Raw genomic sequence first — 25,973 nt, 5'->3', positions numbered from 1 at the left:
GATCAGGGCACGACTATGCGCACATCGGCACCGCCGCCGTCGGTGCGCACCTCGGTGTCGGCGCCCAGGCCCTCAACCCATAGGGCTGAATTGAAGCGCTCGACAAGGGCTCCAAGACCCAATGCGGCGCGAGGGTCTGTCACCGCGGCACTGGTGGCCGGTTCGATGAGCACGCGGGCGCCGGAGCCCATGGGCAGAAAGCGCCAACATTCTTCCCCGGGTACGCGAGCCGGTCCGGACCGGACGGTCGCAATGGCGCGGCTGACGTGGGCGAGGATGTCCTCGTGGTGTGTGCCGGACAGCGGCCTCAGGCCCTCCGGGTGGGCGCCCAGAGCACTCTGGCACGCCTCAACCCAGCCCAGGCGGAACCACGGGGCCAGGCCGCCGACTTCGTCAAAGCTCTCAGCGGGACGTTCGGCGGCCGCGTCCGACACGACGGGGCGGCTGCTGTGTGCGCGAATGATCGCGAGTGTTGAATCCTCGGCTGTCAGCGCTGCGGTCCCGGCCGCGTGGTCGGCGATCCTTTGGCCGACGACCCCGTACGAGGCGAGGCTCGCCGCCCGCTGTCCGTGACGGAAGGGGTGGGGGAGGTCCTGGAAGATGACGACCCCGATATCGGCCAAGAAATAGGAGCGCAGCCAGGCACAGGCATCGGCGGCCCACCGGTGCGGCTTGTGCACCGGTGCGATCACCGCCTCGCCCGATGTGCGGTGACCGCCGTTGAATTCCACGGTGCCGTTGACTGTGAGCGTCAGGCGCACGGGTGCGCCGTTGAACGACCGCGATGCCACGAGCGTGCGCGTGCTTGCCGCGGTGCTCGCCTCGACCTCCGGGCTGCCTGCCTGCAGCACCCGGCCCTGGCATGTCGAGACGAAGTCTGCGCGCACGGCGATGATGTCATCGTCGCGGATCTCCACGCGAACCCTGTCGATGTCGGCAGCGATCAGGGCTGCAGCACGGTCCGTGTCCAAAGGGTTGGGCGGAAAGCTCGCGGCGATTCCGAATGCCGTGGCAAGCGATGTGCGTGCCATCAGCCCCACACCGTGGAAAGTCCGTCCTCGGGGCGCGCTGATGCGGCCTCGGCAAGGAGCTCCTCAAGTTTCGCATCGGCTTCTTCACCGCCGAGCAGGGCGCGTGTTTCTTCGTCCAGCCGATCAGCGCCGATTGTCAGAACCCGGGCGCGGGTGCCTGAGAGCGCGTCCACCATCCCCGGCAGGCTGAGCGCCGGTGCCGCCGTGAATTCAGGCCGTTCGTCGACGGCGAAGATGACGACATCGGCTTCGCGAATCGACTTGAGAACACCCGGCGCCGCCTTGGCGTCGTCGAATCCGGAGCGGACAATGCGCTTGGCGTCGGTGCGGCGCTGTGCAATGTAGCGGCGGGCCGGCCAGGCTTCGTCAGACTGCGGGCCGGAAACGACGGCCATGGTTTCGACCGCGGTGTCGGTCAGGGGCAGGACCGTGAAGTCCGGGGCGTAGCGCTTGGTCATAGCCTGCGTGACTGCGCTCAGCCCGTAGCCTAAGCCCATGAGTCGGCTGCGCAGAACGGCTGCTGCCAGCTGACGGTCGTTCATGGAGAACCACTCCGCATCTACCCGGAATGCGGCCAGTTCAGCGGCTGCCCCGCCGGGCACGGGGGAGGTCGGGGGTATAAGGCAGGCGTCGATGTCGGGGCAGAATCGCAGTCCGTGGACGGTGACATCGGTGAGCGTAGATGCAACCACCGTGAGCTCAGCTGCGGTGTGCTGCATTCCCGCCTGGCGAACATCGGCGATCACATGGGTGAGTCCGTCGGTGACGGGCAGGACGGTGATCTTCATGAGGTCATCATGTCATCCGGCGTCAGCGCGCGCCGAATCGGCACTGGATGTTCTTTTGGGCGTGTCGCAACGGCGCTGTTTTCCGCCGATCTGGCGTCTTTTCGGGCTTCGAGACGAAGAAAAAATGAAAATTCATGAAAAAACTTCACCCACCCTACAGATTGTGGTACGGGAACGGAAGGGCGTCCATATATTGTGTTTCAACTGCTCGCCAGGTGGGAACATCCGTTCTATTATTGGGGGTCGAGTGGGCGAAATAACACGAGTGCGCTTGACTAAAGCGGAATGACACACGTGTAATTTAACTACGGCACGTCCCGCAAGGACGGTCGTAGAAAGGGGAAGCACGTGTCAGAAGCGCGCAAATACAAGAGTTCTCCGCAACGTCCGGCTCCCAGCGTCACCGAGCGCGCGGCTGAGGACTGGTTCGTTGATCCCGCGCACTCATCCCCGTCCTTCGTTCCGGACCCGCTGTCTGTCGATCCTACCGAGCTCAAGCCGATTTCCGGTGGACCCGATGCAGGCATTTCGAGCATCAGTCCGCTGGCTCTTCTGCTGGGCGAAGGCGACGGAGGTCTTGACTGGCAGGACCAGGCCCTGTGCGCCCAAACGGACCCAGAGGCTTTTTTCCCTGAAAAGGGCGGATCCACCCGCGAAGCCAAAAGGGTGTGTGCTTCCTGCGAGGTCCGCGCAGAATGTCTCGAATACGCGCTGTCGAACGACGAGCGCTTCGGAATCTGGGGCGGGCTGTCAGAACGGGAACGGCGACGTGTGAAGAAGCAGGTCGTGTGAACTCCACGGATTTGGCAAAAGGGGCGAGGCGCAGGCCGTCGCCCCTTTTGTCAAACCTGACCAGCCCCGGCGGGCGCGGCCTGTGCTCAACAACAGGCATCAGCCGAACATGAGCTCTACCAGTTCGGTCAGCTCCGCATCGAGAATCTGGCCCCGCTGTTCAGCCGTGGGTGCCAGTGCGCGCAGCGGAAGATAGTTCACCTCGATGATTCCGGGGCTTTCCTGTGTTCTCTCGTAGGCAAGAGCGGCAAGCCCCATCGATGTTGTCAGCCCCTGTTGGCTCGCTGGCGGAACCCAGCGCAACCGCAGCTCATAGTCTGCGGCGCCGACGCCTCGGGCAGTAAGCAGTTCAGCCAGGAGCTCCGCCCCAGCCCGCTCCAGCTGCTCCCAACGGGGTGCAGACGCTGGAGCGTGCGGCGGCAGAGTCGAACCGCGGAAATCACGATGCCTGGACACGGGCCCTCCCTTCCGGCCCAGCGTAGACGATCAAGAGCAGCTGCGGCTGTACTACACTGCCTGTGTGTTTCGCACCTGTTCCAAGCTCGGCTGTCCCTTGCCCGCCAACCGCACGCTGACCTATGTTCATTCCGAGGCGTGCATCGTCATCGGTCCTCTTTCCCAGCAGCCCGAACCGGGAGCTCACGACCTGTGCGAAGTTCACTCCGACAGGATCACCCCGCCACGTGAGTGGCAGATCATTCGCCTGGAAACCGAGGGACCGCCCATTGAGCGGACCCGCGATGACCTCCTGGCAATCGCAGACGCCGTTCGCGAAGCCGAACCCGAAGCGCCCGACGGGCGCAAACGCGGGCACCTGACGATCATCGAGGACACATGAACCGATTTGCACGTGAACGCCGCACCGTCGGCGCCTACGACGTCCGCGGGCTTGTCGGAGAAGAACTCACCGACGACTTCATCTTCGCGTTCGGCTGGGCCGTCGCCCGCGCCGCAGGGGAGGAATGGGGAAGCTCGCAGATCCTCATCGCCCACGACATGCGGGAAACCTCACCGCGCTTTGCTTACCTGCTGGCAGCCGGCAGCCAGCAGGCAGGACTACAGCCGCGCAACATCGGCATGGCATCGACCGATCAGCTCTACTTCGCCTCCGGCGAATTCGGTCTTCCCGGATTCATGGTGACTGCCAGCCACAACCCGGCCGAATACAACGGCATCAAAGTGTGCGGCCCCGGCGCATCGGGAGTGTCGCGAGCCGACCTCCTGGGCGCGGCGCTGGAGCTGTTGGACTCCGCACCGCAGCGGCCGAACAGCACAGCCTCTACGACGGCTGTCGACAGTGCGTTCGGTGTCGACGAAGAGCTTGCGCATCGGGTTGTACAGGGCTTTGCCCAGCGCATCCGCACCCTCACGGGCCTGGGACGGGTGGGGGACATCACGGTCGTCGTCGATGCCGGCAGCGGTATGGCCGGGCTGACTGTTCCGCAGGTGCTCGGCAGTGCGGCAGGCCTCGATGCACTGAACATCACCGTGCGCGGCATGTACATGGAGCCCGATGGCACATTCCCACACCACCCCGCCAATCCGCTTGACCCGGCCAACCTGGTCGACCTGCAGAAAGCCGTTGTCGCAGCCAGCAGGGAATCGAACCAGCCGGTTATCGGTCTGGCCTTTGACGGTGACGCCGACCGCTGCTTCTTCGTAGACGAAAACGGCGACACGGTTTCGGCCTCAGCGATAGGGGCGATGACCGCGGTCAATGAAATCCGCCGGGTTCGGTCTGACGAGCAGCCGGTTGTGCTGCACAATCTGCTCACTTCGCGTTCATCAGTGCGATGGGTTGAACAAGCAGGCGGAAAACCGGTGCGCACGCCCGTGGGGCATTCGGGCATCAAACAGGCCATGCGAGCCAACAACGCGGTTTTCGCCTTCGAACACTCCGCCCATTACTACTTCCGCGACTTCTTCGGGGCGGATTCCGGTCTGCTCGCCGCAGGCCACGTTCTTGCAGCCGTTCACGATTCCGGGAAGCCGCTGAGCGAGCTCGCCGCCGATTATGCGCCGGGACCCATGAGCGGTGAAATCAATTCGCGGGTGGAAGATCAGCAGGCCGTGCTGGACGCCGTGGCCGAGGCCGGCCAACGCGGTGAGTTCGGCCCGGTGACGATTGATCGGCTCGATGGGATCACACTCGACGGTGAGGACTTCTGGATCAACGTGCGCACCTCCAACACGGAGCCGCTGGTGCGGCTGAACGTGGAAGCCTCAAGCCAGCAGCACACAGACGAACTCGTCGCTGCCGCTCTGGCCATTATCCGCCGCTAAGCCGCACCCGGGGCGCGCAGCGACGGCGCGGAGCAGTTCCTACTGCAGACGCAAGCCGTGCGGCAGCCTGTCCATGCGGCTGGCGAAGACCTCTTTGGCCTTCTGCGCCTTCTGTGCGCGCCGGTAGCCCTCCCAGCGCTGGAACTCCACGATCGTGGCAATGAACTCTTCGGGCAGGGTGCCCATCGGGGGTGCCGGGGCAGCGTAGTTGTTGAGCTCATCGGCGATTTCGACCGAGCGGGCCCACCTGGATTCTTCTGTGTGCATGTGCGCCGTGGTGAGGAACTGCGCGGCGCGGTGCTGCAGGGGTGCAGGGATGGGCGAAATATCGGCGCTGCGCGCCCAAGCCGCCAGTTCGGGTTTGACGTGATTGGTGCGCGCCGCGGGCAGCTTCGCCCGTTCGCTGATGGCGATGGTGCCCGCCAGGTGGTCGCCCAGGCGCTTGGTGTCTGCAGAGAACAGGCCCACGAGAGCCGCAACGCCGCCGCCGGAGCCCAGGATCTCAAACGGCCACAGGAGCGCGCGGATGAGGCTGTGGCGAAAAGCCAGAGCGCCTCCGTCGTCGCGGACAATCCGCAGGCCGAGGGCGAGCTTGCCGACCGAACGGCCTCGCGTCAGGTACTCGACAATGCAGGGCACGCCCACGATCGTGAAGATTGTGGCAAGAAACGCAATTGTCCCGGCAAGCATTTCGCTTTGGTAGGTGCCGATTCTGCCGAGGAAGTAGGCCAGCCCGATGAGATAGGCGATGTTGACGATCATGTAGATCAGGAAATCGATGGCGCACGAGCCAGCCCGCGCCATGAGGGAAGCGGGGCGGATGCTCAGGCTGATGGCCTCACCGGTGACGAGTCTGCTCACCCTTATATCCTCGCATATTCGCCGCCGGGTCAAGATGCCTTAATCTGGTCTTCATGGATCCCATTCTGCTGGCCGCACTGAACTCGCCGGACTGGAAAGAGCTGCAGCGCCTTTCGAAGAAGTCTCGCCTGTCCGGCCCCGAGGTGGCAGAGTTCAACCGCCTGTACCGCAGGGCCAACAAAGACCTGTCGCACCTGCAGACGGTCGCTCCGGAATCAGACGTCGCGGTCTACCTGAGCAGGGTTGTTCTGCAGGCGAGGGTTCACTTCGGCTCTGTTCCCGGTTCTGCGAAGTCGACGGCCATGCGCTTCTTCGGGCAGTCGCTGCCGGCGGCACTGTATTCGCTGCGCTGGTACTTTGTGGGCGTCTTCGTGCTGTTCACCGGTGTTGCCGTGGGCGCGCACATTTGGGCGGCCACGACCCCCGGTCTGCTTGACTACATGCTGCCGCCAGCAGCGCGGCGCGAGATTGCCGAACGCGGCTTCGTCGCCTACTACCGTGAAAACCCCAATTCGGTCTTCGCCGTGGGCGTGTGGGTCAACAACGCCTGGATTGCCGTGCAGTGGGTGGTGCTCGGGATCACGGGGTTCTATGTCATCGCCGGCATCATCAGCAACGCCGCAAACACCGGTGTGACGGCGGCCATCATGTATGACGCCGGCTATGCGGAGGACTTTTGGAAGTTCATCCTGCCCCACGGTGTCCCGGAGATCACCTGCATCCTCATTGCCGCTGCCGCAGGGCTGAAGATCTTCACGTCCTGGATCATTCCGCGGAACATGACGCGGCGTCAGGCTGTGGCCAAAGAGGGCCGTTCGCTCATCACAGTTGCCATGGGGCTCGTAATCTTCCTGTTCCTGTCCGGCCTCATCGAGGGCTTCATCACCCCGTCCTACATGCCTTTCGGAATCAAGATGATCTTCGGAGCCGTACTCACCATCGGCATCGTCGCCTACACGATTGCGCTGGGCCGTCCCGCCTACCTCGCGGGTCTCGACGGGGACCTCGAAGAGGAGCGCGCCGGCTACCGTACCGTCACCGTCCAGTAAGCCTGACCACAGTCAAAGCCGTGGTCTGCTGACCACGGCGGCAGGCACCTCGTACGTCAATTCACGAGGTGCCGCTCATCAGAGCTTCCCCTGCGCCTTGAGCCGGATGTAGAGGTCCGCAAGCGCCGGCGGGAGCTTCTCTTCGGGTTCCGTCAGCGAGTACACGCCGCTTGCTGACATTGCGCGGCTCAGCGCACGCTGATTGAGCATTTCCCGCTGTGCCGCACCGGCCCGGTACACCTGAGCTGGTGAATAGACCTCGTCGGCCATGTCCTGCAGCTGCGGATCAGAAACCGAGGCGAAGGCAATCTGATGGCCGCGCTTGAGCAGCGGCAGCGAGGGCAGAACATCCTCCTGAATGGTGATGGCATCCAGGGGCGTGAGGAACACGACGAGCGCCTGCGTGGAACAGCGCTTGAGGACTTCCGAGGCCATGACCTGCCAGTCGGACTCGTACAGGCTGGGGAAGACGTCCGCGATCTCTTCGTCGAAGCGCGGAATGGCCTTTTCCCTGGCCAGGGGGCCGAAAGCGGTGCGGATGCGCGCATCGGCGACGATCACGTCAACTCGGTCGCCGGCTGATCCGGCCAAAGCCGTCAGCAGCATGGCGGCTTCGACGAACGTGTCGAACTGGGTGCCCTCAGCCGAGCGCTTCGCCGCCAGGCGGCCGGAGTCGATGACGATCACCACGCGGCGGTCGCGTTCGGGCCGCCACGTTTTGACCATGACCTCTTGGGCGCGCGCCGTGGCCCGCCAGTCAATCGAGCGCACGTCATCACCCGGCACGTATTCGCGCAGCGAATCGAACTCGGTTCCCATGCCGCGCACCATGAGTGCCGTGCGGCCTTCCATTTCGCGCAGGCGGTGCAGTCGCGACGGCAAGTGGCGCCGCGACAGGAACGGGGGAGTGATCGCAACCTGGGCCGGAACATCGAATGACACCTGACGGCCGGCAATCCCCAAGACCGAAAAGCTGCGCAGTGTGACCTTGTCAGCTGACAGCCAGCCGCGGCGCGTGGGCTTAAGCGTCTGCCGGCGCACGTGCGACTCCCCCGCGGCAAGACGGCAGCGGTCCCGGTTGTTCTCTGCACCGGCACTGGGCGACCACGCATCGCGCAGGTACAGCCTGTACGTGCGCCTGGTCGGATTGTGCAGGGTGAGATCCGCCCACGTTTCCTGGCCCAGACGAACCTTGCCGCCGGGAGTGCGCGCCGCCTCAATCCTGCGCGGGGACGGCGTGATGATCAGGTCGACGACAATGCCTACCAGCAGCACCGTGATGCCGATGAGCGCGGCCGTGGTCGTCTGCAGGGCAACAACGCCTACGCCGACGATCCCGGCGAAGACCATGGTGCGCCACGTGAGAACCATCAGCGCGGAACCGCAACCGTCGACACGATCGATTCGAGAACATCGTCGACGTCGAGACCGTCCATGTGCGCTTCGGGGTTGAGGCGCACACGGTGGCGGAAGGAGATCGGCACGAGGAACTTGACGTCGTCCGGGGTGATGAACGCTCGCCCGTACAGCCACGCGTGAGCCCGCGCGGCAGACAGAAGACGCGTAGCACCTCGGGGAGACACACCCAGTTCCAGCGAAGGGGCCTGGCGCGTGGCCTGCACCAGGTCGACGATGTAGCCGAGCACTTCCGGGGCGCAGTAGACATCTGCCACGCGCTCACGGGCGGCGAGGATGCCCTCGGCGTCGATCTGCGGGGTCACACCGGCATCGGCCAGTTTGTCTGCGGCAAAGCCGCCGGCGTGACGCTGCAGGATGTCAAGCTCAGCATCGCGCTGCGGCAGGTTCATCTGGACCTTGAACAGGAAGCGGTCCAGCTGAGCTTCCGGCAGCGGATACGTGCCGTCGTACTCAATGGGGTTCTGAGTTGCGGCAACCAGGAACGGCTTCGGCAGGGAGTACGTGTTGCCGTCGACCGACACCTGCTTCTCTTCCATTGCCTCGAGCAGCGCTGACTGGGTTTTCGGCGGGGTGCGGTTGATTTCGTCGGCGATGAGGATGTTGGTGAACACCGGGCCGGGACGGAACTCGAAGTCGCCGGTCTTGGCGTCGTAGATGGTCGAACCTGTCACATCGCTGGGCATGAGGTCCGGGGTGAACTGGATGCGCGCGTGATCGAGCTCAACAGCGTGCGACAGGGCGCGCACCAGCAGCGTTTTGGCGACACCGGGAACACCTTCCAGCAGCACGTGACCGCCCGTGAGCAGCGCAATGAGCAGAGCGTGCGTGGCGTGGCCTTGACCGACGACCGCGTTGGCCGTGGCGCTGCTGACAGCGCCGAAGCGGGCACGCAGTTCGTGGTCGACGTCCGTCAGCTGGTGGTCCTGGGCCAGGCGGTCAACAAGCGACGAGGCGGGTTGGACACGGGTCTGCTGAGCGCTCGCCTGGGGGTTCTGCTGGGCGGCAGCCGCTGCCGAGGCGGAGCCGGCGGGGGCAGGTACCGAACCGGACGGCTGTGCGCCGGGCTGCTGTGTGCCGGGCTGGTTTTCCGGCATGTCCGGGATGGGAGCGCTGGGGTCGTGCTGGTTTGTCATAGTCGCCTTTCGAGTTCGCTGATGGCCTGAGCCAGGCTGACAAGTTCTGCGTCTGATGTCGGTTCTGCGTGCAGCAGAAGGTGTTCAATGCGCTGTGGGCTTTCGCCCAGTTTGGCCGCGACCGCGCGGCAGACGTCATCCGCGGGAGCCGAAGCGGACATGCTCAGTTTGCGGGCCAGTGCGATGATCGCGGCCTGCTGAATGGGCCGCAGGGCTTCTGGTCGGGCTCCGGCACGCTGCAGAAGACCCGCGTGTCCGGTCACGGTTTCCTTTGCCGGCACAGTCACCGGCAGGTGCTCAGCCGCCAACGGGCCGAAGCGGCGTCCGCGCCACAGCAGAGCCACCAGTGTGAGCACGCCGATCCACAGGACTGCGAAGTACACCCACTGGGGAACGAAATCCTGGGTCTCCTGGATATCGGAGTCGATGAAGTCATCGGGATTCGGCCAGAACAGGACGACGGAATCTGCATCCGCAACAAGGCCCATGACGAGTGATGCGTTGCCGTGCAGGGCGATCTCGTCGTTGCCGATCCAACTGCTGTTGCCCAGCACCGTCATAGTGCCCTTGCCGACCGGAGCCTGGACGAGGCCGGAGGCCTGCTTGCCCATGTCGGGGCGGTAGTAGCACTTCACCGAGTCTTTGTGGGTCGAGTAGTAATGATTGAAGGGTGCGCTGACCGGGCCCGCCTTCTGGGCTGTGGGGAAATCGCAGGCGGGTTCGCGGGAACCCGCAACGTCGTCGGGGGCCGCGAATTCCTCTGTCGGGTGGATGGTGTTTCCCCAGCCGCCCATGTCATACGGGGCTGAAAGGATCACATGGCCGCCTTTTTGAGCTGCCGCGGTCATCTTCTGCCTGCTGTCGACGGATATGTCGTCCGGGTTGATGACGACGACCGTCGTGCCCGGCGTGGCAGCGGCTTCTGCGGCCGTGTCGAAGTTTTCGGTCTTTTTAAGCTTGGCGCCGTGGTCCTCAAGGAGTTTGGCGTAGGCGTGGGTGCCGTCTGCGGCGAAGCTGTCGTAGTGCCCGGAACGCCTTTCGTCTCGTTCCGCGGAGGTCAGTGTGATGGCCGCACTGGCCATGAGGAGAACAGCCACCAGCACGAGCCACAGGCCGGCTGATCGGCCGAGAGACTTCAGGCTGCGTCCGGGGCCGGCTGAACGCGTGCCGCGGACCGCGACGTCGAGTGCGGCGCTCATGCGCTCACCTGCTGGGAATTGCGAGAGTCGGCAGTTTCAGCCGCGTCAGCTGTTTCCTGAGCGGGCGCGCGCAGCGCTTGAGCTGCGGAGTCGATCTGCTCGGCAAAGCGGTAGTCGGCTTCGTCTGCGGAGTGGCTGCCGAAGACGATCCGGTCGAACAGCGAGGCGGCCTGATTCAGCTTGTCGCTCATAGCCGGCACTGCCGCGGAAGCCGCGGCTGCCAGTTCCGCTGCGGTCGAGGCGGCCTCGACGTCGATGATCCGCTTCTTGTTCAGCTCTGCGAAGACTGCGCGAATCTGGTTGGCAGCGGCGTCCGCCCAATCGCCGTTCTCGGCCGCTTCGTGTGCGAGTTTGCGGAACACGCAGGGTTCGACGCCGCTGAATTCGGCGTCCATCTGGAAAAGCTGCTTCGAGAAGTCGTCGTCGGTGCCGCGGCGAATCCGCCAGATGACGAAGCCCACAACGGCTGCTGTGAACAGAATGACGCCGATGATGAACCACGGAGACTGGGCACTTTCAACGCTGTCCGCGAGCCTCTGGAAGAACAGGTCGAGCATGCGCTTGATCTTGCCGAAGAAAGAAATGTCGACCTCGCTGTAGCGCGGATCAGACAGTTCGCGTTCGGCCCACTCCCGGCCCTGCTCCGGGGTGGGCTGCTGCAGTCGGCTCATACTTCCTCCGCTTCTGCCAGGAGGACGAGGTCATAGCCCTCTGTGCGCATCCTCAGGTTGAAGTAGACGGTTGACAGAAGTGCCGCCCGGTAGGCGTAGAGGAGAACGCCGATTGCCAGAAACAGCCCCGTGAAGATGGTGCCGAGAACAGCGGCGACAATCGGCCCCTCGAGCTCGCTGCCGCCGAGCATCAGAATCGAGAGCACGCCGATGACGCCTCCCAAGTAGATGAAAGCCGGTGTGGCGATGATGCCGATGACCTGATTGGCCAGCCAGAAGCCGAACACGGTCTGGCCTGCCACCTGCAGGAAGCCGCGGCCGGTCATCTTCCAGGACCGGGCGATTGCGGAGAAGATCCCCACTCGCTCCTGGGTGATGATGCATCCCGTCAGACTCAGGCGAATGCCGAAGAACACCGTCAGCGCCCACCAGACAAGGACGAGAGCCGTTCCCAGGGTCAGGCCGATCACAGTTCCGCCCACTGCGCCGGCAAGAACTGCTGCGGCAAGGAACACCGCGAGCACAATCAGGTGGGCCGTGCCCATCAGCAGTGCAGCGCCGAACAGCGTTCGGCGGGATCCCCGGAGGTGCTGCCACCCCTGGCGCAGTGACATTGTGCGGCCGAAGAATGCTTCGCGGGCGCCGATGCTCGCCAGTCCGCTGAAGACGATGAGAGCAGCCAGGGTGAGGTATTCGACGATTCCCGCGCCGATCTGCACCACAAAGCTCAGACCGCTCAGAGCCTCCTCGGATGAGTCGAGGAGCTTGGTGAAGAAGCTGTGCCCGAAGTACCACGTGATGGCCCCGGCGAGTGCAAACACGCTCGCTGCCAGCCCGGCTGCAATGCCGGCGCTGCCGTAGGTCAGTCCGGGGAGGCTGCGCATCAGGCGGAAGCCGCCATCGAGCACTTCGAAGAAGCCCAGCGGGCGTTTGGGCAGAATCCCCGGGACAGGCGGGGGAGACCACTGGGGCCTGCGGCGGGCTTTGGCCGGAACCCGCTGGCCCGTCGACCAGTCGACGGTCAGACCCCAGTCGGGGCTGTTCTGTGTGAACACTTCACTCCTGCGTGATGAGCTTTTGACCAGCCCATCATTCCACAGCTTCCCGTGATCAGGCTGCGCGAAAATCGGCGGGCCGAAGTGAAAACCTTTGGTGGGTAGGGAACAATAAAGGCTATGAACGCACGGATTCTTGTGGTAGACGACGACACAGCGCTGGCTGAGATGATCGGCATTGTGCTTAAGTCAGAAGGATTTGAACCTGATTTCTGCGCGACGGGCGATGCAGCTCTCGGCGCATTCCGCGAATCCAAACCCGACCTCGTGCTCCTTGACCTCATGCTGCCGGGCAAAGACGGAATGGAGGTCTGCCGCGAGATCCGCAGGGAATCCGATGTTCCGATCATCATGCTCACCGCCAAATCCGACACGGTTGATGTTGTCGCCGGCCTCGAAGCAGGGGCCGATGACTACGTGCCCAAGCCGTTCAAACCCAAGGAGCTCATCGCCCGGGTGCGCGCACGGCTGCGGATCAGCGAACCGACCGCGCCTGAGCACCTGACCGTCGGCGACGTCACGATCGACGTGTCCGGCCACACCGTGACTCGCGGCGGCGAGCCGATTTCGCTCACCCCCCTGGAGTTCGACCTGCTGACCGCCTTGGCCCGCAAACCGTGGCAGGTGTTCTCACGCGAACAGCTGCTGGAAGAAGTGTGGGGCTATCAGCACTCGGCGGATACTCGCCTGGTCAACGTGCACGTACAGCGTCTGCGCTCCAAAATCGAGCGCGACCCTGAAAACCCGGAAATCGTCGTCACCGTTCGCGGTGTGGGCTATCGGGCCGGTCACGCTGCGTGAGACTCTGGACGACCGCCCGTCGGCTGGGGCTGCGAGCCTATCTGCTCGCCGTTCGGCTGTTTCGCCGCTCCCTGCAGGTGCGCGTTGTTGCGCTGACGCTCATCCTGTCGATTGCGGCGGTTCTGCTGGTCGGTTCGTACGTGTCGCGGGAAATCGCCCGCGGCCTGTTTGAAGCCAAACTCCAGTCGATCACCTCCCAAACGGCAGGCTATGCCTCGGAGCTTGAATCCACCGCGACATCCGAGGGCATTGCCCAGCTGAGCGAAACCGTGAACACCCAGCTGCGCTCCATGATGGTCAGATCGTCTACTCCGCTGCGCAGCATTGCCCTGGAACCGCGGGATCGCGGACGTTCTGTCGCGCCGATCATCGCCCTTCCGTACGGCCAGGAGCCCGTGCGCCCATCAGAACTCGACGAGGCGTTTCTCACCAAAGCACAGGAAACTCCCGTGGGAACCCAGACGTACCAGTCGATCACCCTGCCGGGGCAGAAGAGCTCGCCCGGCATTGTGGTAGCACAGTCTGTTTCTCTGCCGGGAAGCGGCAAATTCGACCTGTACGTCGTCGCCGACCTGCAGGAGGAGCAGAATACGCTCAATTTCATTCAGCGTGCGCTCACAGTCGCGGGGATCGTCATGGTCGTCCTCGTCGTGGCCGTCGCCTGGCTTGTCACCGGGCTTGTCGTTTCGCCGATTCGCTCAACAGCACGGGCCGCACTGCGCTTGGCCGACGGCGACCTCGACGAGCGCGTCACAGTCACAAGCCATGACGAGCTCGGCGCCTTGGGCCGAAGCTTCAATGACATGGCGGACACCCTGCAGGATCAGATTGTGCGCATGAAAGAGCTCACCGTCTTACAGCGCCAGTTCGTATCCGATGTCTCTCACGAACTGCGCACACCGCTGGCCACGATCGGCGCGGCCACGGAAATGCTGTACGCGGAAAAAGACGAACTCGACACAACCGGACAGCGCTCCGTTGAGCTGCTGAAATCGCAGGTGGAGCGCTTTGAACTGCTCCTGTCCGACCTCCTCGAAGTGTCCCGGCACGACGCCGGCTTCGTCAAACTTGAGACCAAGGAACAGGACATCACCGAAATCGTGTCCAACGTCGTCGACGGGCTGACCATCGTGGCTGAGCAGGCGGGCAGTCAGATCGTCATGCACACGCCGTCGACGCCGGTGACAGCGGAAGTCGAGCAGATCCGCATCGGCAGGATCCTGCGCAACCTCGTCGTCAACGCGATCGAACACGGCGAAAAGAAGAACATCGATGTGTATGTGGCCGCGAACGCAGAATCCTGCGCGATCAGCGTCCGCGATCACGGTGTTGGGCTGACCGTCGAGCAGGTCGAGCACGTGTTCGACCGGTTCTGGCGCGGAGATCCGTCCCGCCGGCGCACACTCGGCGGCACCGGCCTGGGCCTGGCGATTGCGCTGGAAGACGCGCACCTGCACGCCGGCTGGCTCCAAGCGTGGGGAAGTCCCGGCGACGGCGCCTGCTTCCGCCTGACCCTTCCGCGCAGGCAGGGAACCGAAATCACATCGTCCCCGCTTCCGCTGCCTCCCGCGGATGCTCCCGCACACGGGCCCGCGCTCATTGCCGGGCCGGCAACCTCGGACGGTTCTGTGCGCGTGCAGACGGGGTCGATACCGATTGTCGTCGAAACCGCATCACCGGCCGATGCGGCAGATGAGGACGGAGAACAGTCATGACCAGTCGCCTCCGACGGTTCGCGGCTGCTGCAAGCGCCTTCTTGCTGACTCTCAGCGCAGCCGGATGCGCCACCATTCCCCACGGAGGGCAGATCGGAACGGCCGCGGTGGAGGAATCCGAGAACGACGTCCAGTCCCGCACAGACCCAGACGGTCCTGCACCGGGGGCCAGCCCCGCCTCGATCGTGCGCGGCTTCCTGGCTGCCGGTTCGAGCTCATCCGGCAGCTTCGCGGTGGCCCGTTCCTTTTTGACCGATGACCTTGCCGGTGAATGGAGTCCGCTCAAAAACGTGTCGATTGTCGAAGCGGGCCTGTCACTTGAAAGCCTCACGGCCTCTGTGACGACCAATTCGCGCAATGTGTCGTTTGCGGTTCCCGTGCAGGCTTCCCTCGACTCTTCCCACGTCTACCGCGACAGCCCCTCCGGCACTGAAACGAAGCTGGAGTTCAGCCTGCGCCAGGTCAACGGCGAATGGCGGATTTCGGATGCTCCCGACGGCATCGTGCTGTCCGAAGCGAACTTCAACCGGATCTTCCAGGCCTACCCGCTGTACTTCTTCACGCAGGACTATTCGTATCTCGTGCCGGACGTTCGGTGGTTTGTCCGCGGCAACGGCACGCTGACGGAAGTGGCCCGCCAGCTGCTCAAGGGCCCCGGGGAACATCTGCGCGGCGCAGTCATCTCCGCCGTGCCGGAGGGAACCACACTCGAACCCTCCGTCGTTACCGCTGAGGGCGGCACGGTCGACGTCGGCCTGTCCCAGGAAGTCGGCGATCTCGATGACACGACGAGCAAACGCCTGTATTCGCAGATTTCCCAAACCATGCGCGCAAACACCTCGATTTCGGACGTTCGCGTCCAAACACCCCAGTCGAACATCACCTCGGGTTCCGATGTGTCTGCTGACCTGCCGGTGGACGCAGCCGCCGTGGTGGTTTCCAGCGGCAGGATCGCGAGGGTCGCGGGCAATTCCTTTGACCCGGTTGAAAACTCGCCGAAAGTGTCGGACAAAGTTCTTCCGGCTCAGTCCTATGACGGTCAGTCTTACTACTACACGAGCGAAAACCGCAAGCAGATTGAGCGCTTCAGCGCAGAAAAAGATGTCGAAACCCTCATCACCGGACACGGCTTCGTGAGCCCAAGCGTCGACCGCTTCGAATGGGTGTACACGGTCGAAGCGAAGTCGGCGGAGATCCGGGCTGTCGGCAAAACCGGAGAACTCGTGTCAATGGCAATGCCGTTTGCCAAAGATCGCACGGTACAGCGAATCGCGGTGTCCCGTGAAGGCAGTCGGCTGGCTGTGCTGTCTTCCGGTGCTGGGGGCACTCGCATCGACGTTGTGGGAATTGTCCGCTCCCGCGAAGGCAAGCCCGATCGTTTGAGCGCGGGTGATCCGCTGCCGGTCGGCCAGAAATTCGGACAGGTGCTGGACTTCAGCTGGGCCGGAAGCTCGTTCCTGGCGGTGCTGTCGGAAGATGAAGCCGCGGCCAACGCGCATCGCCTGTGGACTGGCGGGCCCTCCGTGGGCTTGGGAGCAATTGCCGACGGGCTGACGATTTCAGCAGCCGGGGACCTCGGCAGCATGCGGGTCGGCTCTGACAACGGCGTTGTGTACACGTATACGTCAGGGACGTGGCAGAGGGTTGTCGGGGCAAAGGCCTGGAATCCCATGTACCCGGGCTGACTGTGAAGCTGCTGTCCGACATCGCCGATCTGCTCCTGCCGCGCGTGTGCGCCGGGTGTGGGATTGAGACCGTGTCGCTGTGCGGGGACTGCATAGAGGCCCTTGACGGTCCTGTGCTGCGCAGTCAGCCGCGCTTTGGCCGACTGCCTGTCAGCGGTGCGGGCGTGTACGACGGTGTGCTCCGGCACGTGCTCGTGGCGTATAAGGAGCACGGCAGACGCGACATCGTGGCAGTCCTGGGTCTGCTGCTGGCGCGTGCTGTTGTCGACGCGCTTCAGGACAGCCCGGTGGATGGTCGCCCTGTGATCCTCGTGCCGGTGCCCTCTTCGCCGGCGGCGGTGCGCAGACGAGGAGGCAATCACGTCGCAGCGTGTGCTGAATCTGCGACGCAGATGCTGCGATCCGACGGTGTGAGTGCCGGGTGCGCGGAAGTGCTGACCGTCAGCGGTCACCGTGATCAGGTGGGGTTCGGCAGTGCGGCGCGGAAGGCGAATGTCGAGGGCACCCACGCCGTTGCACGTGAGTACGCGAGCCTGGTCGGCGACTGGAACCGGCGGGCAAAGGTCATCGTCGTCGACGATATTTCGACCACGGGGGCCACGGGTGCCGAGACGACTCGGGCGCTGATGAACGCCGGGTGCACACCGGATGGACTCGCGGTTATCGGAATCGCACGGGGGAGTTCTCGTCAGCCGGTGCCGAATGCGCTTTAATGAAGGTGACCATCGTTTTTGATGGTTTTCCGACGTCAAAGGAGAGCACAATGGACATCGTCGTCAAGGGACGCGGTCTTGCTATCTCGGACAGCTTCCGCACTCATATCGAGGACAAGATCTCCAAGGCTGAAAAGCTCAGTCCTGATGCCCAGGCCGTTGAAGTCAACATCACCCACGAAGAAAGCGTGCGCCGCCCGGACGAAGCCGTCCGCGTGGAGATCACCGTCTTCAGCAGGGGAGCGGTTCTGCGCGCCGAAGCGCACGCTTCCGATAAGTACGCAGCGCTTGATCTTGCGTGGGCGAAGCTCCTTGAGCGTCTGCGCCGTGCTCGCGACCGGCGCAAGATCTCGCGCAAGGGCGGACACCGCCGCCAATCGACCGGCGAAGTCTTTGCTGACATGCCGGTTGTCGACGCGCCCGCGGCTCCCGCGCCCGCCGAAGACAGCGAACCGGCTGTGGATGAGGCAGAAGACGTCGATGATGCAGACCCCACCAACGGCCGCATCCGGGCCGAGGGTGATTCTCCGGTGGTGCTGCGCGAGAAGACCTTCCCGGCTGAGCCGATCGGCATCGAAGAGGCTCTGAACCGCATGGAGATGGTCGGGCACGACTTCTACCTGTTCATAGACCAGGACACCTCCCAGCCCTCGGTTGTCTACCGCAGGCGGGGATGGAGCTACGGCGTGATTGCGCTGGAAGACTCGCAGAGCAGCTGATACTCCACTTCTGCAGCTTGTGCGCGGCGGATGCCACCGGGCGTCCGCCGCGCTTCTTGTCTGCTCCGGCTGCACTGCGACCGCCGGTCGCGAAGCGCTGAGCAAACTCTGACGGGCGCTGCCGCGGGTTGGCCGCGCGACAGCCGTACGTCTGCGCGTTAGACTTATCTGACGCATGTCGAGATTCGCTGCGCTGAAACGGACAGAGGAGAAACGTGGCCCACATTCTTGAGAAGCTGCTTCGGATTGGCGAAGGACGCACCCTGAAGAGGCTCCGGAACTACGCCACGGCGATCAACAATCTGTCTGACGAGTACAGCGCTATGACAGACGCGCAGCTGCGCGAAGAAACAGACCGCTACAAGGCTCGCGTTGCCGACGGCGAAAGCCTCGACAAGCTGCTTCCCGAATCTTTTGCGGCAGTTCGCGAAGCTTCAGCGCGCACGGTGGGCCTGCGGCACTTCGACGTTCAGCTCATGGGCGGTGCGGCTCTGCACATGGGCAACATCGCCGAAATGAAGACCGGTGAAGGCAAGACTCTCGTTGCGACAGCGCCTTCGTACCTCAACGCTCTGACGGGCAAAGGCGTGCACGTCGTGACGGTCAATGACTACCTGGCCAGCTACCAGTCTGACCTCATGGGGCGTGTTTTTCGGTTCCTCGGAATGGAAACCGGCTGCATTATGTCGAATATGCCGGCTGCCCAGCGCCGCGAACAGTATGCGGCTGACATCACCTACGGCACCAACAACGAATTCGGCTTTGACTATCTGCGCGACAATATGGCGCTGGAAGTCGCCGACATGGTTCAGCGCGGCCACAACTTCGCGATCGTCGACGAGGTCGACTCGATCCTCATTGACGAAGCACGCACTCCGCTGATCATTTCGGGCGCGGCAGAAGGCGACGCGAACCGCTGGTTCGGCGAATTCGCCACGATCGTCAAGCGCCTTAAACTTGACCGCGATTACGAAGTCGACGAAAAGAACCGCACAGTCGGCATCCTCGAGCCGGGCATCGAGCGGGTGGAGAACTATCTCGGAATCGGCAACCTCTACGACGAAGACCACACGTCGCTCATCAGCTTCCTCAACAACTCGATCAAGGCCAAGGAGCTGTTCAAGCGCGACAAGGACTATGTTGTGCTTGACGGCGAAGTCATGATCGTCGACGAACACACCGGCCGTATTCTGCCCGGCCGCCGCTACTCCGAAGGCCTGCACCAGGCGCTGGAGGCCAAGGAGAACGTCGAAGTCCAGGCTGAGAATCAGACGCACGCGACGATCACTCTGCAGAACTACTTCCGCCTGTACGACAAACTGGCGGGCATGACCGGCACCGCCGAAACCGAAGCGGCCGAATTCAACTCGACCTACAAGCTCGGCGTGGTGCCGATTCCCACGAACAAGCCGCTGCTGCGGGAGGACAAGCCCGACCTTGTCTACCGCAACGAAAAAGTGAAGTTCGACGCTGTCGTCCAAGACATCGCCGAACGCCACGAAGAGGGCCAGCCGGTGCTCGTCGGCACGACGAGCGTAGAAAAGTCGGAGTACCTGTCATCGCTTCTGGCCAAGCGGGGCATTCGCCACGAGGTCCTCAACGCCAAGAACCACGCGCGTGAAGCATCGATTGTCGCGATGGCGGGTGTCAAGGGGGCCGTCACGGTCGCCACCAACATGGCCGGGCGCGGTACCGACATCATGCTCGGCGGCAATGCCGAGCACATTGCGGTTGCGGAAATGGAAAGGCGGGGCCTCGATCCGGCTGAGCATTCCGAAGAGTACGAAGCCCAGTGGTCGGGTGTCCTCGCAGCAGCCGAAGAACAGGTGGAAGCAGCCGCAGCAGAAATCCGCAAGCTCGGCGGGCTGTATGTTCTGGGCACTGAACGCCACGAATCGCGCCGTATTGACAACCAGCTGCGCGGACGCTCCGGCCGTCAGGGTGACCCCGGTGAATCGCGCTTCTACCTTTCTATGCGGGATCACCTTATGCGCCTGTTCGGAGCCGGTGCCGCCGAACGGGCACTCGCCCTTGCGAACACTCCCGAAGACGAACCGCTCGAATCGAAGTTCGTCAGCCGCGCTATCCTGTCCGCGCAGAACCAGATTGAGCAGCGCAATGCCGAACAGCGCAAGAACGTCCTGAAATACGACGACGTTCTCAACCGCCAGCGCACGGTGATCTACGACGAACGCCAGCGCGTTCTCGAAGGCGACGACTTCGCAGACCAGATTCACGACTTCCGCGACGATGTTCTGCGCGCCTACGTTGACGGTGCAACGGCGGGTGATCCCGAAGACTGGGAAATGGACAAGCTGTTCATTGCCCTGCAGGATCTCTACGCAACTTCCATCACCCCGGAAGATCTCTACGAGGACGCCGGCGGCAAGGGCAGCCTTAGCCGCGAAAAGATCCTCGAAGAAATTCAGGCGGATGCCGAACTTGCCTACGAAAAGCGCGAACGCGAACTCGGTTCGGAAGCGCTGCGCCAGCTGGAGCGCCGCGTTCTGCTGACCACTATTGACAAGCGCTGGCGCGAGCACCTGTACGAAATGGACTACCTCAAGAACGGCATCGGTCTGCGGGCTATGGCCCAGCGCGATCCGCTCGTGGAGTATCAGCGCGAGGGCTTTGAGATGTTCACCAGGATGCAGGACGGCATCAAAGAAGACGCCACGCGCCTTGTCAACAAACTGCAGGTGCAGGTCAAGACGGTCCAGAGCGACGAGGTCGAAGTCGAGTCCGACGCGCTGCGCACGACGCTGCCGAAGCTGACGCTGGCCGGCCCCAGCGAGCCCGGCGAAGGTGAGAAGCGCTCTGAAGGCCTTGCGGATGAAGACAGCGGCGGTGTCAACCGCGCTGAGCGCCGCAGAAGGAGAAGGCGCCGCTGAGTCTTTTGCCTGCTCATAAACCGAGCCTCGCGCTGCAGCGCGAGGCTCGGTTTATGAGCAGGCCGTCCCTGTTGTGTCAGCCTGTCAGATATTCGCGGACAATCCATCGCCCGCGGTTCTTTTCCAACCGCAGCGCACACGCTTTCGTCCGGGGCCTCAGTGCGATGGAGACAGCGGCCTCTATGACGTTCGGTGCGGGACTGCTCAGGCGCGGGCGGCCGATTCCCCGGATGTAGTCCACAGGCTGTTCGGCGCGCAGGGTCCGGCGCACTCGCAGTGAGGATACGATGGCGCTGCGGACTTCCGGGGCGAGCCACCGTTCAATGGACTGCAGGGTCCGCACGCCGTATTCGACTTCGGTCAAAGCGGTGACGATTGAGCGGACAAAGGCGGCTGCGGCTTCCGCTTCGCGCTGTTTTTCAGCAGCTGTCTGCTCTTTCGGCGTTGGAAGAGGTTTCTTCGGTGCGCGAACGCGGGTTCCGGCGGGTCGGGTCAGGGTGAGCGGTTCGGCGGTCATGGCAGCTCCAGTTCGGTGTTGGGATAGATGAGGTCGGGGTTGCCGTTCAGCACGTCTGCGTTGGCGCGACTGATGGCATTGACGCGCTCAGCTGTTGACTGTCCGGGCTTTGGGTGAGCGAGTGCGATCTTCCAGATGCTGTCGCCCTCTGCGACTGTTACGCGATGGGGCGCGCCGGCTTTGTGCGAGGTCTTCGCCTCTGCCGTTTCGCGAGTTTCACGTGGACTCTCCTTTGGCTGTGAACTGCGCGTCGGTGTTTCCGGCGCTTGTGAATCTGGCGCTTGTGAGCCCGGCGAACTCGACTCAGGCGGCTGTGTCGGCCAGCTGGGGTCTGCCGGAGCGTCGGTGCGAGTGTCGAGATAGGGGGTGTCTCCCGGCGGTGTTGTCGGCCAGTGGGGAGGTGGTGTTGCGCTGTGTGCGCCGACAGTCTGGGGTGCTGTTGATGAGCTCTGCGCAGGTGCGGATTGGCTTGGTGCGGCGTGGGCTGTGCTCGTTGCGAGAACGACTGCCGTCATGGAAGCTGCCGATGCTTTCAATGCGGCGGGGGCGACTCTGCGTGCTCCGGCCGCAAGCGCTGCGGCACCCGGCAGGCCGATGAGGTCAAAGGCGCGAGCGGCCGCGATGAGTGCCAGGGACAGCTGCAGGCGAAGTCCGGCGAGTGCGGCCGCGCACAGGGCTGTCACGACTGCTGCTGCGCCGATGTCTGCGTTCAGGGCTCGGTCTGCCAGAGAGGGCCCTGCTGTCAGCAGCGCGATGCAGATGAGCAGGTGCAGGGCGGACGCTCCCAGGTGAAGTTCGGTTGGCTTCATAGTCACTCCTTTGTGATCAGCTGATATTAAAATACATCAAAGGAACTAAAGTGCAACGATGTTCGAATAACTTCGATTAAAGTTTTTGCTCAATGGCTGGATTCTGTGACTCGCGGCACAATGTATTCATGGACCGCTTTGATGAGCTTTTTGCCGATCTCGAGGGCCAGGCTGCCGCTGAGGCAGCCCGCGAACGCGAGGGTGAATACGGTGACCTTGTTGCTGAAAGCTTCTACGAGGTCACCTTTGTTGAGCGCTTGGCCGGTGCCGTCGGTCAGCACGTTCATCTGCGCACTGCCTCCGGCGCTGTTTCCGGCACACTGGTGTCTGTCGGCGAGGGGTGCTGCTGTCTTGAGGGCGAAGTTCTCGTGATGCTTGCAGCGGTTGAAGGGGCTGCTCTGAGACCGCGCGAACACGCGGCGCAGGGACGTTGGCGTTCGGCGCGGTCGATACTGGGGCAGTGGTGTGCGCAGCGGGCACAGGTGCGCGTTGAAACCGCCGGGGCGAGCCTTGAAGGGTTGCTGCACGCTGTGGCCCGAGACTACCTGCAGCTGCGCAGGCGGGGAGTCTTTGAGCTGGTGCCTCTGCGCCGGATCTCTGTGGTCAGGGTTCTGCGCTAGCGGCGATCACATGTCGGTGCCGGCTTCGATCTCCTGCTGGGTTTGGGCGTACATGCGCTGAATGTAGTTTTCGATTTCTGACTTCTCCACGCGCCACTGGCCTCGGCCGCCGACCTTGATGGCCCGCAGTTCGCCGGAGCGGACGAGGTTGCGCGCTCCGGCGGTCGAAATGCTGAGCATCTCTGCAACGTCGGTGAGTGGGAGGAAACGGGTTTCGACGACCATTCTGAGCTCCTTTGACTGGTGGTGAAGCGCAGGGGGTGGGCACGGATGGTGCGTCCGTGTATATTCAAAGAAGAATATCCCGCAAACTGCATCAAATGGTAGCAAAATACATGTAACGGCAGAAAAATCGATCAATGGAGATCTGATGCACACTGCACCTCGCTTTCGCGCTCCCAAGCTTCGCGATCCGCGCGTTCTCGTAGCTGTTCTCATACTTGTCGCATCTGTTGTCGCCACGTGGTTTGTCGTGACGAGCGTTGCGAAAACCACGACGGTGTGGGCGGCTGCGGAACCGCTGGCACCGGGAACTGTCATCACTCGCGAGAACATCCGTCCGGTTGAGGTTCGTCTGCCAGAAGACAGCGGCGGCTACAAGCGCGCTGCTGATGACGACCTCATCGGCCAGACTGTTCTCAGCCCTATCGCTGCCGGGGACCTCGTGCCGACCTCTCAGGTCGGTTCCGGTGACAGCCTGGGCGGTCGTCGGGTTTCCCTGCTGCTCCAGCAGTCCCTGCCGGCAGATGTGAAGGCCGGTTCCCGGGTTGATGTGTGGGCAGTCGACATGCGCAAGGACAGGGGAGAGCCCCAGGCTGTTCTGCGCAATGCCGCAGTTCTTTCTGTTCAGCGTGAGGGCGGGGGCTTTGCGGTCAACTCCGGGGTGAGTGTCGAGGTCTTTGTGCCCAATGACAGCCTGCAGAAGGTTCTGCAGGCGATTGCGGCAGAAGATCACCTGTCGGTGGTGTCGATTCCGAAGGACAGCCCATGATTTCAGTTGTTGTCGCGGTCGATGTCGAGTTTGAAAGCTCCGCGGCGGCGGCGCTTTCTGCCGCAGGCGACATTGCGGTCCGCTCCCGTCCTGCCGATGCGGTCGAACTGGCTGCCGCGATGTCGGCCGGTGCGGCCGAAGTCTATGTGGTCAGCCGCTATTTTCCGGGCGTGGACGCCGAATTTCGGGACAGGGCTCGGCGTTTGGGCGTTCGGATTCTGGGCTACGGTTCGGGGCTGGTGTCCGACTGGGGCGTGGCTGCCGAGGTGGAGGCCGGCTGTCCGGCAGAAGCCCTGTGTGATGCGGTGCGCGCCTGCGCGCTTGCCGAACCGGCTGATATTCCCGAACCGCCGACGGCTGCCCCGGTATACAGCGGAAGTCCGGGGCGGATCGTCGCGGTGTGGGGCGCTGACGGTGCGCCTGGACGGTCCACGCTTGCGGCAGCACTTGCCGACATCAGTTCGCGGGCGGCTTCGACGATTCTGGTGGACGCTGACACGGTGCACGCCTCTCAGGCGGTGATGTTGGGGCTGCTGGACGACGCGTCGAAGATTGCTGCGCTGTGCCGCAGTGCAGAATCTCTTGACGAGGCCGTCATCTCGCGCTGCACTGCGCGTGTCCGGCCGGGCTTTGACGTTGTGACCGGGCTCAGTCGCGCTGACCGGTGGCCGGAGGTGCGGGCCGCAGCGCTGACAGCTGTTCTGGAGGAGCTTGCCAAACGCTATTCGGCTGTCATTGTCGATGTTGCGGCCCGCATCGACCCGGATGATCCTCTCGCGGATCCCTTCTACGACCGGCATGCGGCAACCCGGGCGGTACTTGATTCCGCTGATGACCTGATCGTGGTCGGCGCGGCGGAACCGCCGGCGCTTGTGCGACTGATGAATGTCCTCGGAAGTGAGCGGGCTCGACGGGCAAAGAAACTGCACACCGTGGTCAATCGTGTGCGCGAAAGCGCTGTCGGGGCCGATCCCGAGCAGCGGATCAAGCAGACGCTGATGCGCTTTGTCGGCTGTGAATCTCCGGTTCTTCTGCCGGATGCGCGCGATGCGCTCGACCGTGCTGTCCTCTCCGGCACCACAATCATCGAGGCCTCGCCGAAGAGTGCTCTGAGCATCGCCCTGTGGGACTTCGCCAGGACCTTGGGACTGGCACCGGCTGCCCGCAGGCGAACGGGACGGAACCGCCGGCGGGGGCTTGCCGATCTGCTGCGTTCATCACTCCGCGATACCGGGGCCGGTGCTGTTGAGCCCAGCGCCATTGGACAATAGGCGTATGAAGAAGCGCGTGTACACAGCCTGTGACTTCGAAGAATTCGCTGCCGCCTGGCCGAACCTGGGGGAGCGAACCGTGTTCTTCCTGACAGATTCGGCCGCGGCCCTGCGCGGGGATGACCTTGACTATGCCGAGTGGCGCGCGATGACAGCTGCGGCGACAGCGGCAGCCGCTTCTGCGGCTTCCAGCGGCACCGCCAGGATTGTGGCGGCTGCCGATGTTGAGGTGGGCGGAGCTTCGAACGTGGATGATCAGATCGCGGTGAGCACAGCGAGTCTTCCCGCGGCCGCCGTTGTGAGCTTTCATGTTGATGAGCACTTACGGCACAGCAGCACGGAAGATGAGCTGATCGAGCAGGACCTGCTGTGGTATGCGCCGTCTGAGATCGACCACCTGCTTGCAGACTTCCGCGCCTGACCGCCGGTCTCAATCAGTCGGCCTCAGACTTCCGCTCGCCGGTTGAGAAGCCGCCCGTCGGTCAGAACCTCAGCCGGCTTTGGCGATTGAGGCCAGCCGGTCGCGGAAAACCCGTTCGACGGCGGCTGCCGCGGCTTCTTCGATCATGCCGCCCAGCAGCGGGACTGACGATTCCGCCTCGGCGTCGACCGTGATGAGCGAATGCCCATCGCCGAGCCCCTCAGCCGTGACATCGGCGGTGATCCGCAGCGGCACACCCGGGATCTCAGCCGCGTAGGCGGCCGGCTCATCCGGGAATGCGTCGGGCACTGTGATCGTCTGCTCCAGGTTGGCGGCTTTGCTCACAAAGGCGGCTGCCGCATCGGGAAGGTCAAAAGAGGCCAGTGAAGCACGGGCCCGCACGACCGTTCCAGCATCACCGGCTTCGGCCGTCGCGGTGGAGCCCTCTGCTGTCTGCCAGCTGTGCGGGGAAGCCAGGATCGAGCGCACTGAGGTGGTTTCGGCCCGGAGTCGTTCACTCACTCGGATTTTCTTCATTC

General features: G+C 63.5%; 27 protein-coding genes. 14 read left to right on the top strand and 13 right to left on the bottom strand.

Annotated elements, in window-relative coordinates:
• Positions 1-2 precede the first annotated feature (2 nt).
• Positions 3-1,031, bottom strand: a complete 1,029-nt coding sequence (locus GC119_RS07920) for a coenzyme F420-0:L-glutamate ligase (protein WP_151952847.1) — start codon at positions 1,029-1,031, stop codon at positions 3-5.
• Entirely contained in the window at positions 1,031-1,819 is a 789-nt protein-coding gene (locus GC119_RS07915) for a 2-phospho-L-lactate transferase CofD family protein (RefSeq protein ID WP_070576714.1), read from the bottom strand. Before GC119_RS07915 ends, GC119_RS07920 begins: the two co-directional genes overlap by 1 nt.
• A 348-nt stretch (positions 1,820-2,167) precedes the next feature.
• On the opposite strand from GC119_RS07915, the gene GC119_RS11215 reads away from it, so the two are divergent.
• The gene (locus GC119_RS11215) at positions 2,168-2,611 is read left to right on the top strand and encodes a WhiB family transcriptional regulator (protein WP_305366933.1); all 444 of its coding nucleotides are present in this window, start codon (positions 2,168-2,170) and stop codon (positions 2,609-2,611) included.
• 99 nt (positions 2,612-2,710) lie between these two features.
• On the opposite strand, the gene GC119_RS07905 is transcribed toward GC119_RS11215, so the two are convergent.
• Complete coding sequence (locus GC119_RS07905) at positions 2,711-3,067, bottom strand: hypothetical protein (protein WP_151952846.1); 357 nt, start codon at positions 3,065-3,067, stop codon at positions 2,711-2,713.
• A gap of 64 nt (positions 3,068-3,131) precedes the next feature.
• Between GC119_RS07905 and GC119_RS07900 the strand changes: the two genes are divergently transcribed.
• Both GC119_RS07900 and manB read left to right on the top strand, forming a co-directional pair.
• The gene (locus GC119_RS07900; protein WP_070576711.1) at positions 3,132-3,449 is read left to right on the top strand and encodes a DUF3499 family protein; all 318 of its coding nucleotides are present in this window, start codon (positions 3,132-3,134) and stop codon (positions 3,447-3,449) included.
• Positions 3,446-4,894 carry a phosphomannomutase/phosphoglucomutase gene (manB, locus tag GC119_RS07895; RefSeq protein ID WP_070576707.1) on the top strand — a complete coding sequence of 483 codons (1,449 nt, stop codon included), beginning with the start codon at positions 3,446-3,448 and terminating at the stop codon, positions 4,892-4,894. The genes GC119_RS07900 and manB overlap by 4 nt, the downstream gene beginning before the upstream one ends.
• A gap of 39 nt (positions 4,895-4,933) precedes the next feature.
• Here manB and GC119_RS07890 read toward each other — a convergent pair whose 3' ends face one another.
• A complete protein-coding gene (locus GC119_RS07890; RefSeq protein ID WP_070576704.1) occupies positions 4,934-5,755 on the bottom strand; it encodes an RDD family protein in 822 nt (273 codons plus the stop codon).
• 53 nt (positions 5,756-5,808) lie between these two features.
• On the opposite strand from GC119_RS07890, the gene GC119_RS07885 reads away from it, so the two are divergent.
• Positions 5,809-6,804: a stage II sporulation protein M gene (locus GC119_RS07885; RefSeq protein WP_070576701.1), complete on the top strand. Its 996-nt coding sequence runs from the start codon at positions 5,809-5,811 to the stop codon at positions 6,802-6,804.
• A 78-nt stretch (positions 6,805-6,882) separates the two neighbouring features.
• Here the strand turns inward: GC119_RS07885 and GC119_RS07880 are convergent, their stop codons facing one another.
• The 5 genes from GC119_RS07880 to GC119_RS07860 are packed head-to-tail and all read right to left on the bottom strand — an operon-like array spanning position 6,883 to position 12,281.
• On the bottom strand, positions 6,883-8,175 hold the full coding sequence (locus tag GC119_RS07880) for a DUF58 domain-containing protein (protein WP_151952845.1): 1,293 nt from the start codon (positions 8,173-8,175) through the stop codon (positions 6,883-6,885).
• On the bottom strand, positions 8,175-9,356 hold the full coding sequence (locus tag GC119_RS07875; RefSeq protein ID WP_151952844.1) for an AAA family ATPase: 1,182 nt from the start codon (positions 9,354-9,356) through the stop codon (positions 8,175-8,177). Before GC119_RS07875 ends, GC119_RS07880 begins: the two co-directional genes overlap by 1 nt.
• Complete coding sequence (locus GC119_RS07870; protein WP_070777076.1) at positions 9,353-10,555, bottom strand: DUF4350 domain-containing protein; 1,203 nt, start codon at positions 10,553-10,555, stop codon at positions 9,353-9,355. The genes GC119_RS07875 and GC119_RS07870 overlap by 4 nt, the downstream gene beginning before the upstream one ends.
• Complete coding sequence (locus GC119_RS07865) at positions 10,552-11,226, bottom strand: DUF4129 domain-containing protein (protein WP_151952843.1); 675 nt, start codon at positions 11,224-11,226, stop codon at positions 10,552-10,554. The genes GC119_RS07870 and GC119_RS07865 overlap by 4 nt, the downstream gene beginning before the upstream one ends.
• Positions 11,223-12,281 (bottom strand): hypothetical protein, encoded by a 1,059-nt coding sequence (locus GC119_RS07860; protein ID WP_070576687.1) that lies wholly within the window; start codon positions 12,279-12,281, stop codon positions 11,223-11,225. Before GC119_RS07860 ends, GC119_RS07865 begins: the two co-directional genes overlap by 4 nt.
• A 120-nt stretch (positions 12,282-12,401) precedes the next feature.
• Between GC119_RS07860 and mtrA the strand changes: the two genes are divergently transcribed.
• The 6 genes from mtrA to secA all read left to right on the top strand — a co-directional run bounded on the left by mtrA (position 12,402) and on the right by secA (position 20,805).
• A complete protein-coding gene (gene mtrA, locus GC119_RS07855) occupies positions 12,402-13,082 on the top strand; it encodes an MtrAB system response regulator MtrA (RefSeq protein WP_070576684.1) in 681 nt (226 codons plus the stop codon).
• Complete coding sequence (gene mtrB / locus GC119_RS07850; protein ID WP_070777078.1) at positions 13,079-14,797, top strand: MtrAB system histidine kinase MtrB; 1,719 nt, start codon at positions 13,079-13,081, stop codon at positions 14,795-14,797. The genes mtrA and mtrB overlap by 4 nt, the downstream gene beginning before the upstream one ends.
• Complete coding sequence (locus tag GC119_RS07845) at positions 14,794-16,482, top strand: LpqB family beta-propeller domain-containing protein (RefSeq protein ID WP_070576678.1); 1,689 nt, start codon at positions 14,794-14,796, stop codon at positions 16,480-16,482. Before mtrB ends, GC119_RS07845 begins: the two co-directional genes overlap by 4 nt.
• Before the next feature lie 2 nt (positions 16,483-16,484).
• The gene (locus tag GC119_RS07840) at positions 16,485-17,195 is read left to right on the top strand and encodes a ComF family protein (protein WP_151952842.1); all 711 of its coding nucleotides are present in this window, start codon (positions 16,485-16,487) and stop codon (positions 17,193-17,195) included.
• 50 nt (positions 17,196-17,245) lie between these two features.
• Positions 17,246-17,914: a ribosome hibernation-promoting factor, HPF/YfiA family gene (gene hpf / locus GC119_RS07835; protein ID WP_070576672.1), complete on the top strand. Its 669-nt coding sequence runs from the start codon at positions 17,246-17,248 to the stop codon at positions 17,912-17,914.
• Positions 17,915-18,129: 215 nt separating this feature from the next.
• Positions 18,130-20,805 carry a preprotein translocase subunit SecA gene (secA, locus tag GC119_RS07830; RefSeq protein ID WP_070576669.1) on the top strand — a complete coding sequence of 892 codons (2,676 nt, stop codon included), beginning with the start codon at positions 18,130-18,132 and terminating at the stop codon, positions 20,803-20,805.
• A 76-nt stretch (positions 20,806-20,881) separates the two neighbouring features.
• Here secA and GC119_RS07825 read toward each other — a convergent pair whose 3' ends face one another.
• On the bottom strand, positions 20,882-21,322 hold the full coding sequence (locus GC119_RS07825; RefSeq protein WP_070576666.1) for an Rv3235 family protein: 441 nt from the start codon (positions 21,320-21,322) through the stop codon (positions 20,882-20,884).
• Positions 21,319-22,131: a LysM peptidoglycan-binding domain-containing protein gene (locus GC119_RS07820; protein WP_151952841.1), complete on the bottom strand. Its 813-nt coding sequence runs from the start codon at positions 22,129-22,131 to the stop codon at positions 21,319-21,321. Before GC119_RS07820 ends, GC119_RS07825 begins: the two co-directional genes overlap by 4 nt.
• A gap of 128 nt (positions 22,132-22,259) precedes the next feature.
• Here GC119_RS07820 and GC119_RS07815 point away from each other — a divergent pair, with 128 nt between their 5' ends.
• Entirely contained in the window at positions 22,260-22,751 is a 492-nt protein-coding gene (locus tag GC119_RS07815) for a hypothetical protein (protein WP_070576659.1), read from the top strand.
• Positions 22,752-22,757: 6 nt separating this feature from the next.
• Here GC119_RS07815 and GC119_RS07810 read toward each other — a convergent pair whose 3' ends face one another.
• A complete protein-coding gene (locus tag GC119_RS07810; protein ID WP_070576656.1) occupies positions 22,758-22,976 on the bottom strand; it encodes a helix-turn-helix domain-containing protein in 219 nt (72 codons plus the stop codon).
• A 145-nt stretch (positions 22,977-23,121) separates the two neighbouring features.
• Here GC119_RS07810 and GC119_RS07805 point away from each other — a divergent pair, with 145 nt between their 5' ends.
• The 3 genes from GC119_RS07805 to GC119_RS07795 are packed head-to-tail and all read left to right on the top strand — an operon-like array spanning position 23,122 to position 25,434.
• Positions 23,122-23,742, top strand: coding sequence for an SAF domain-containing protein (locus GC119_RS07805; RefSeq protein ID WP_070576652.1), 621 nt, complete (start codon positions 23,122-23,124; stop codon positions 23,740-23,742).
• Complete coding sequence (locus GC119_RS07800; protein ID WP_070576649.1) at positions 23,739-25,013, top strand: AAA family ATPase; 1,275 nt, start codon at positions 23,739-23,741, stop codon at positions 25,011-25,013. Before GC119_RS07805 ends, GC119_RS07800 begins: the two co-directional genes overlap by 4 nt.
• Before the next feature lie 4 nt (positions 25,014-25,017).
• Positions 25,018-25,434, top strand: a complete 417-nt coding sequence (locus GC119_RS07795) for a DUF6912 family protein (RefSeq protein ID WP_070576646.1) — start codon at positions 25,018-25,020, stop codon at positions 25,432-25,434.
• Between the two features lie 69 nt (positions 25,435-25,503).
• Here the strand turns inward: GC119_RS07795 and GC119_RS07790 are convergent, their stop codons facing one another.
• Positions 25,504-25,971: a DUF2505 family protein gene (locus GC119_RS07790; RefSeq protein WP_083304262.1), complete on the bottom strand. Its 468-nt coding sequence runs from the start codon at positions 25,969-25,971 to the stop codon at positions 25,504-25,506.
• Positions 25,972-25,973 lie beyond the last annotated feature (2 nt).

The sequence above is a fragment of the Brevibacterium sp. Marseille-P9724 genome, from assembly GCF_902500275.1.
Classification (GTDB): Bacteria; Actinomycetota; Actinomycetes; order Actinomycetales; family Brevibacteriaceae; genus Brevibacterium.
This window is presented reverse-complemented; position numbering and strand designations above follow the sequence as displayed.

Coding starts and splice junctions, on each gene's coding strand:
- GC119_RS07920 (WP_151952847.1), bottom strand. CDS start 1,031: ATGGCACGCACATCGCTTGCCACGGCATTCGGAATCGCCGCGAGCTTT.
- GC119_RS07915 (WP_070576714.1), bottom strand. CDS start 1,819: ATGAAGATCACCGTCCTGCCCGTCACCGACGGACTCACCCATGTGATC.
- manB (WP_070576707.1), top strand. CDS start 3,446: ATGAACCGATTTGCACGTGAACGCCGCACCGTCGGCGCCTACGACGTC.
- GC119_RS07885 (WP_070576701.1), top strand. CDS start 5,809: ATGGATCCCATTCTGCTGGCCGCACTGAACTCGCCGGACTGGAAAGAG.
- GC119_RS07880 (WP_151952845.1), bottom strand. CDS start 8,175: ATGGTTCTCACGTGGCGCACCATGGTCTTCGCCGGGATCGTCGGCGTA.
- GC119_RS07875 (WP_151952844.1), bottom strand. CDS start 9,356: ATGACAAACCAGCACGACCCCAGCGCTCCCATCCCGGACATGCCGGAA.
- GC119_RS07870 (WP_070777076.1), bottom strand. CDS start 10,555: ATGAGCGCCGCACTCGACGTCGCGGTCCGCGGCACGCGTTCAGCCGGC.
- GC119_RS07865 (WP_151952843.1), bottom strand. CDS start 11,226: ATGAGCCGACTGCAGCAGCCCACCCCGGAGCAGGGCCGGGAGTGGGCC.
- mtrA (WP_070576684.1), top strand. CDS start 12,402: ATGAACGCACGGATTCTTGTGGTAGACGACGACACAGCGCTGGCTGAG.
- GC119_RS07845 (WP_070576678.1), top strand. CDS start 14,794: ATGACCAGTCGCCTCCGACGGTTCGCGGCTGCTGCAAGCGCCTTCTTG.
- hpf (WP_070576672.1), top strand. CDS start 17,246: ATGGACATCGTCGTCAAGGGACGCGGTCTTGCTATCTCGGACAGCTTC.
- GC119_RS07825 (WP_070576666.1), bottom strand. CDS start 21,322: ATGACCGCCGAACCGCTCACCCTGACCCGACCCGCCGGAACCCGCGTT.
- GC119_RS07820 (WP_151952841.1), bottom strand. CDS start 22,131: ATGAAGCCAACCGAACTTCACCTGGGAGCGTCCGCCCTGCACCTGCTC.
- GC119_RS07815 (WP_070576659.1), top strand. CDS start 22,260: ATGGACCGCTTTGATGAGCTTTTTGCCGATCTCGAGGGCCAGGCTGCC.
- GC119_RS07810 (WP_070576656.1), bottom strand. CDS start 22,976: ATGGTCGTCGAAACCCGTTTCCTCCCACTCACCGACGTTGCAGAGATG.
- GC119_RS07805 (WP_070576652.1), top strand. CDS start 23,122: ATGCACACTGCACCTCGCTTTCGCGCTCCCAAGCTTCGCGATCCGCGC.
- GC119_RS07800 (WP_070576649.1), top strand. CDS start 23,739: ATGATTTCAGTTGTTGTCGCGGTCGATGTCGAGTTTGAAAGCTCCGCG.
- GC119_RS07795 (WP_070576646.1), top strand. CDS start 25,018: ATGAAGAAGCGCGTGTACACAGCCTGTGACTTCGAAGAATTCGCTGCC.
- GC119_RS07790 (WP_083304262.1), bottom strand. CDS start 25,971: ATGAAGAAAATCCGAGTGAGTGAACGACTCCGGGCCGAAACCACCTCA.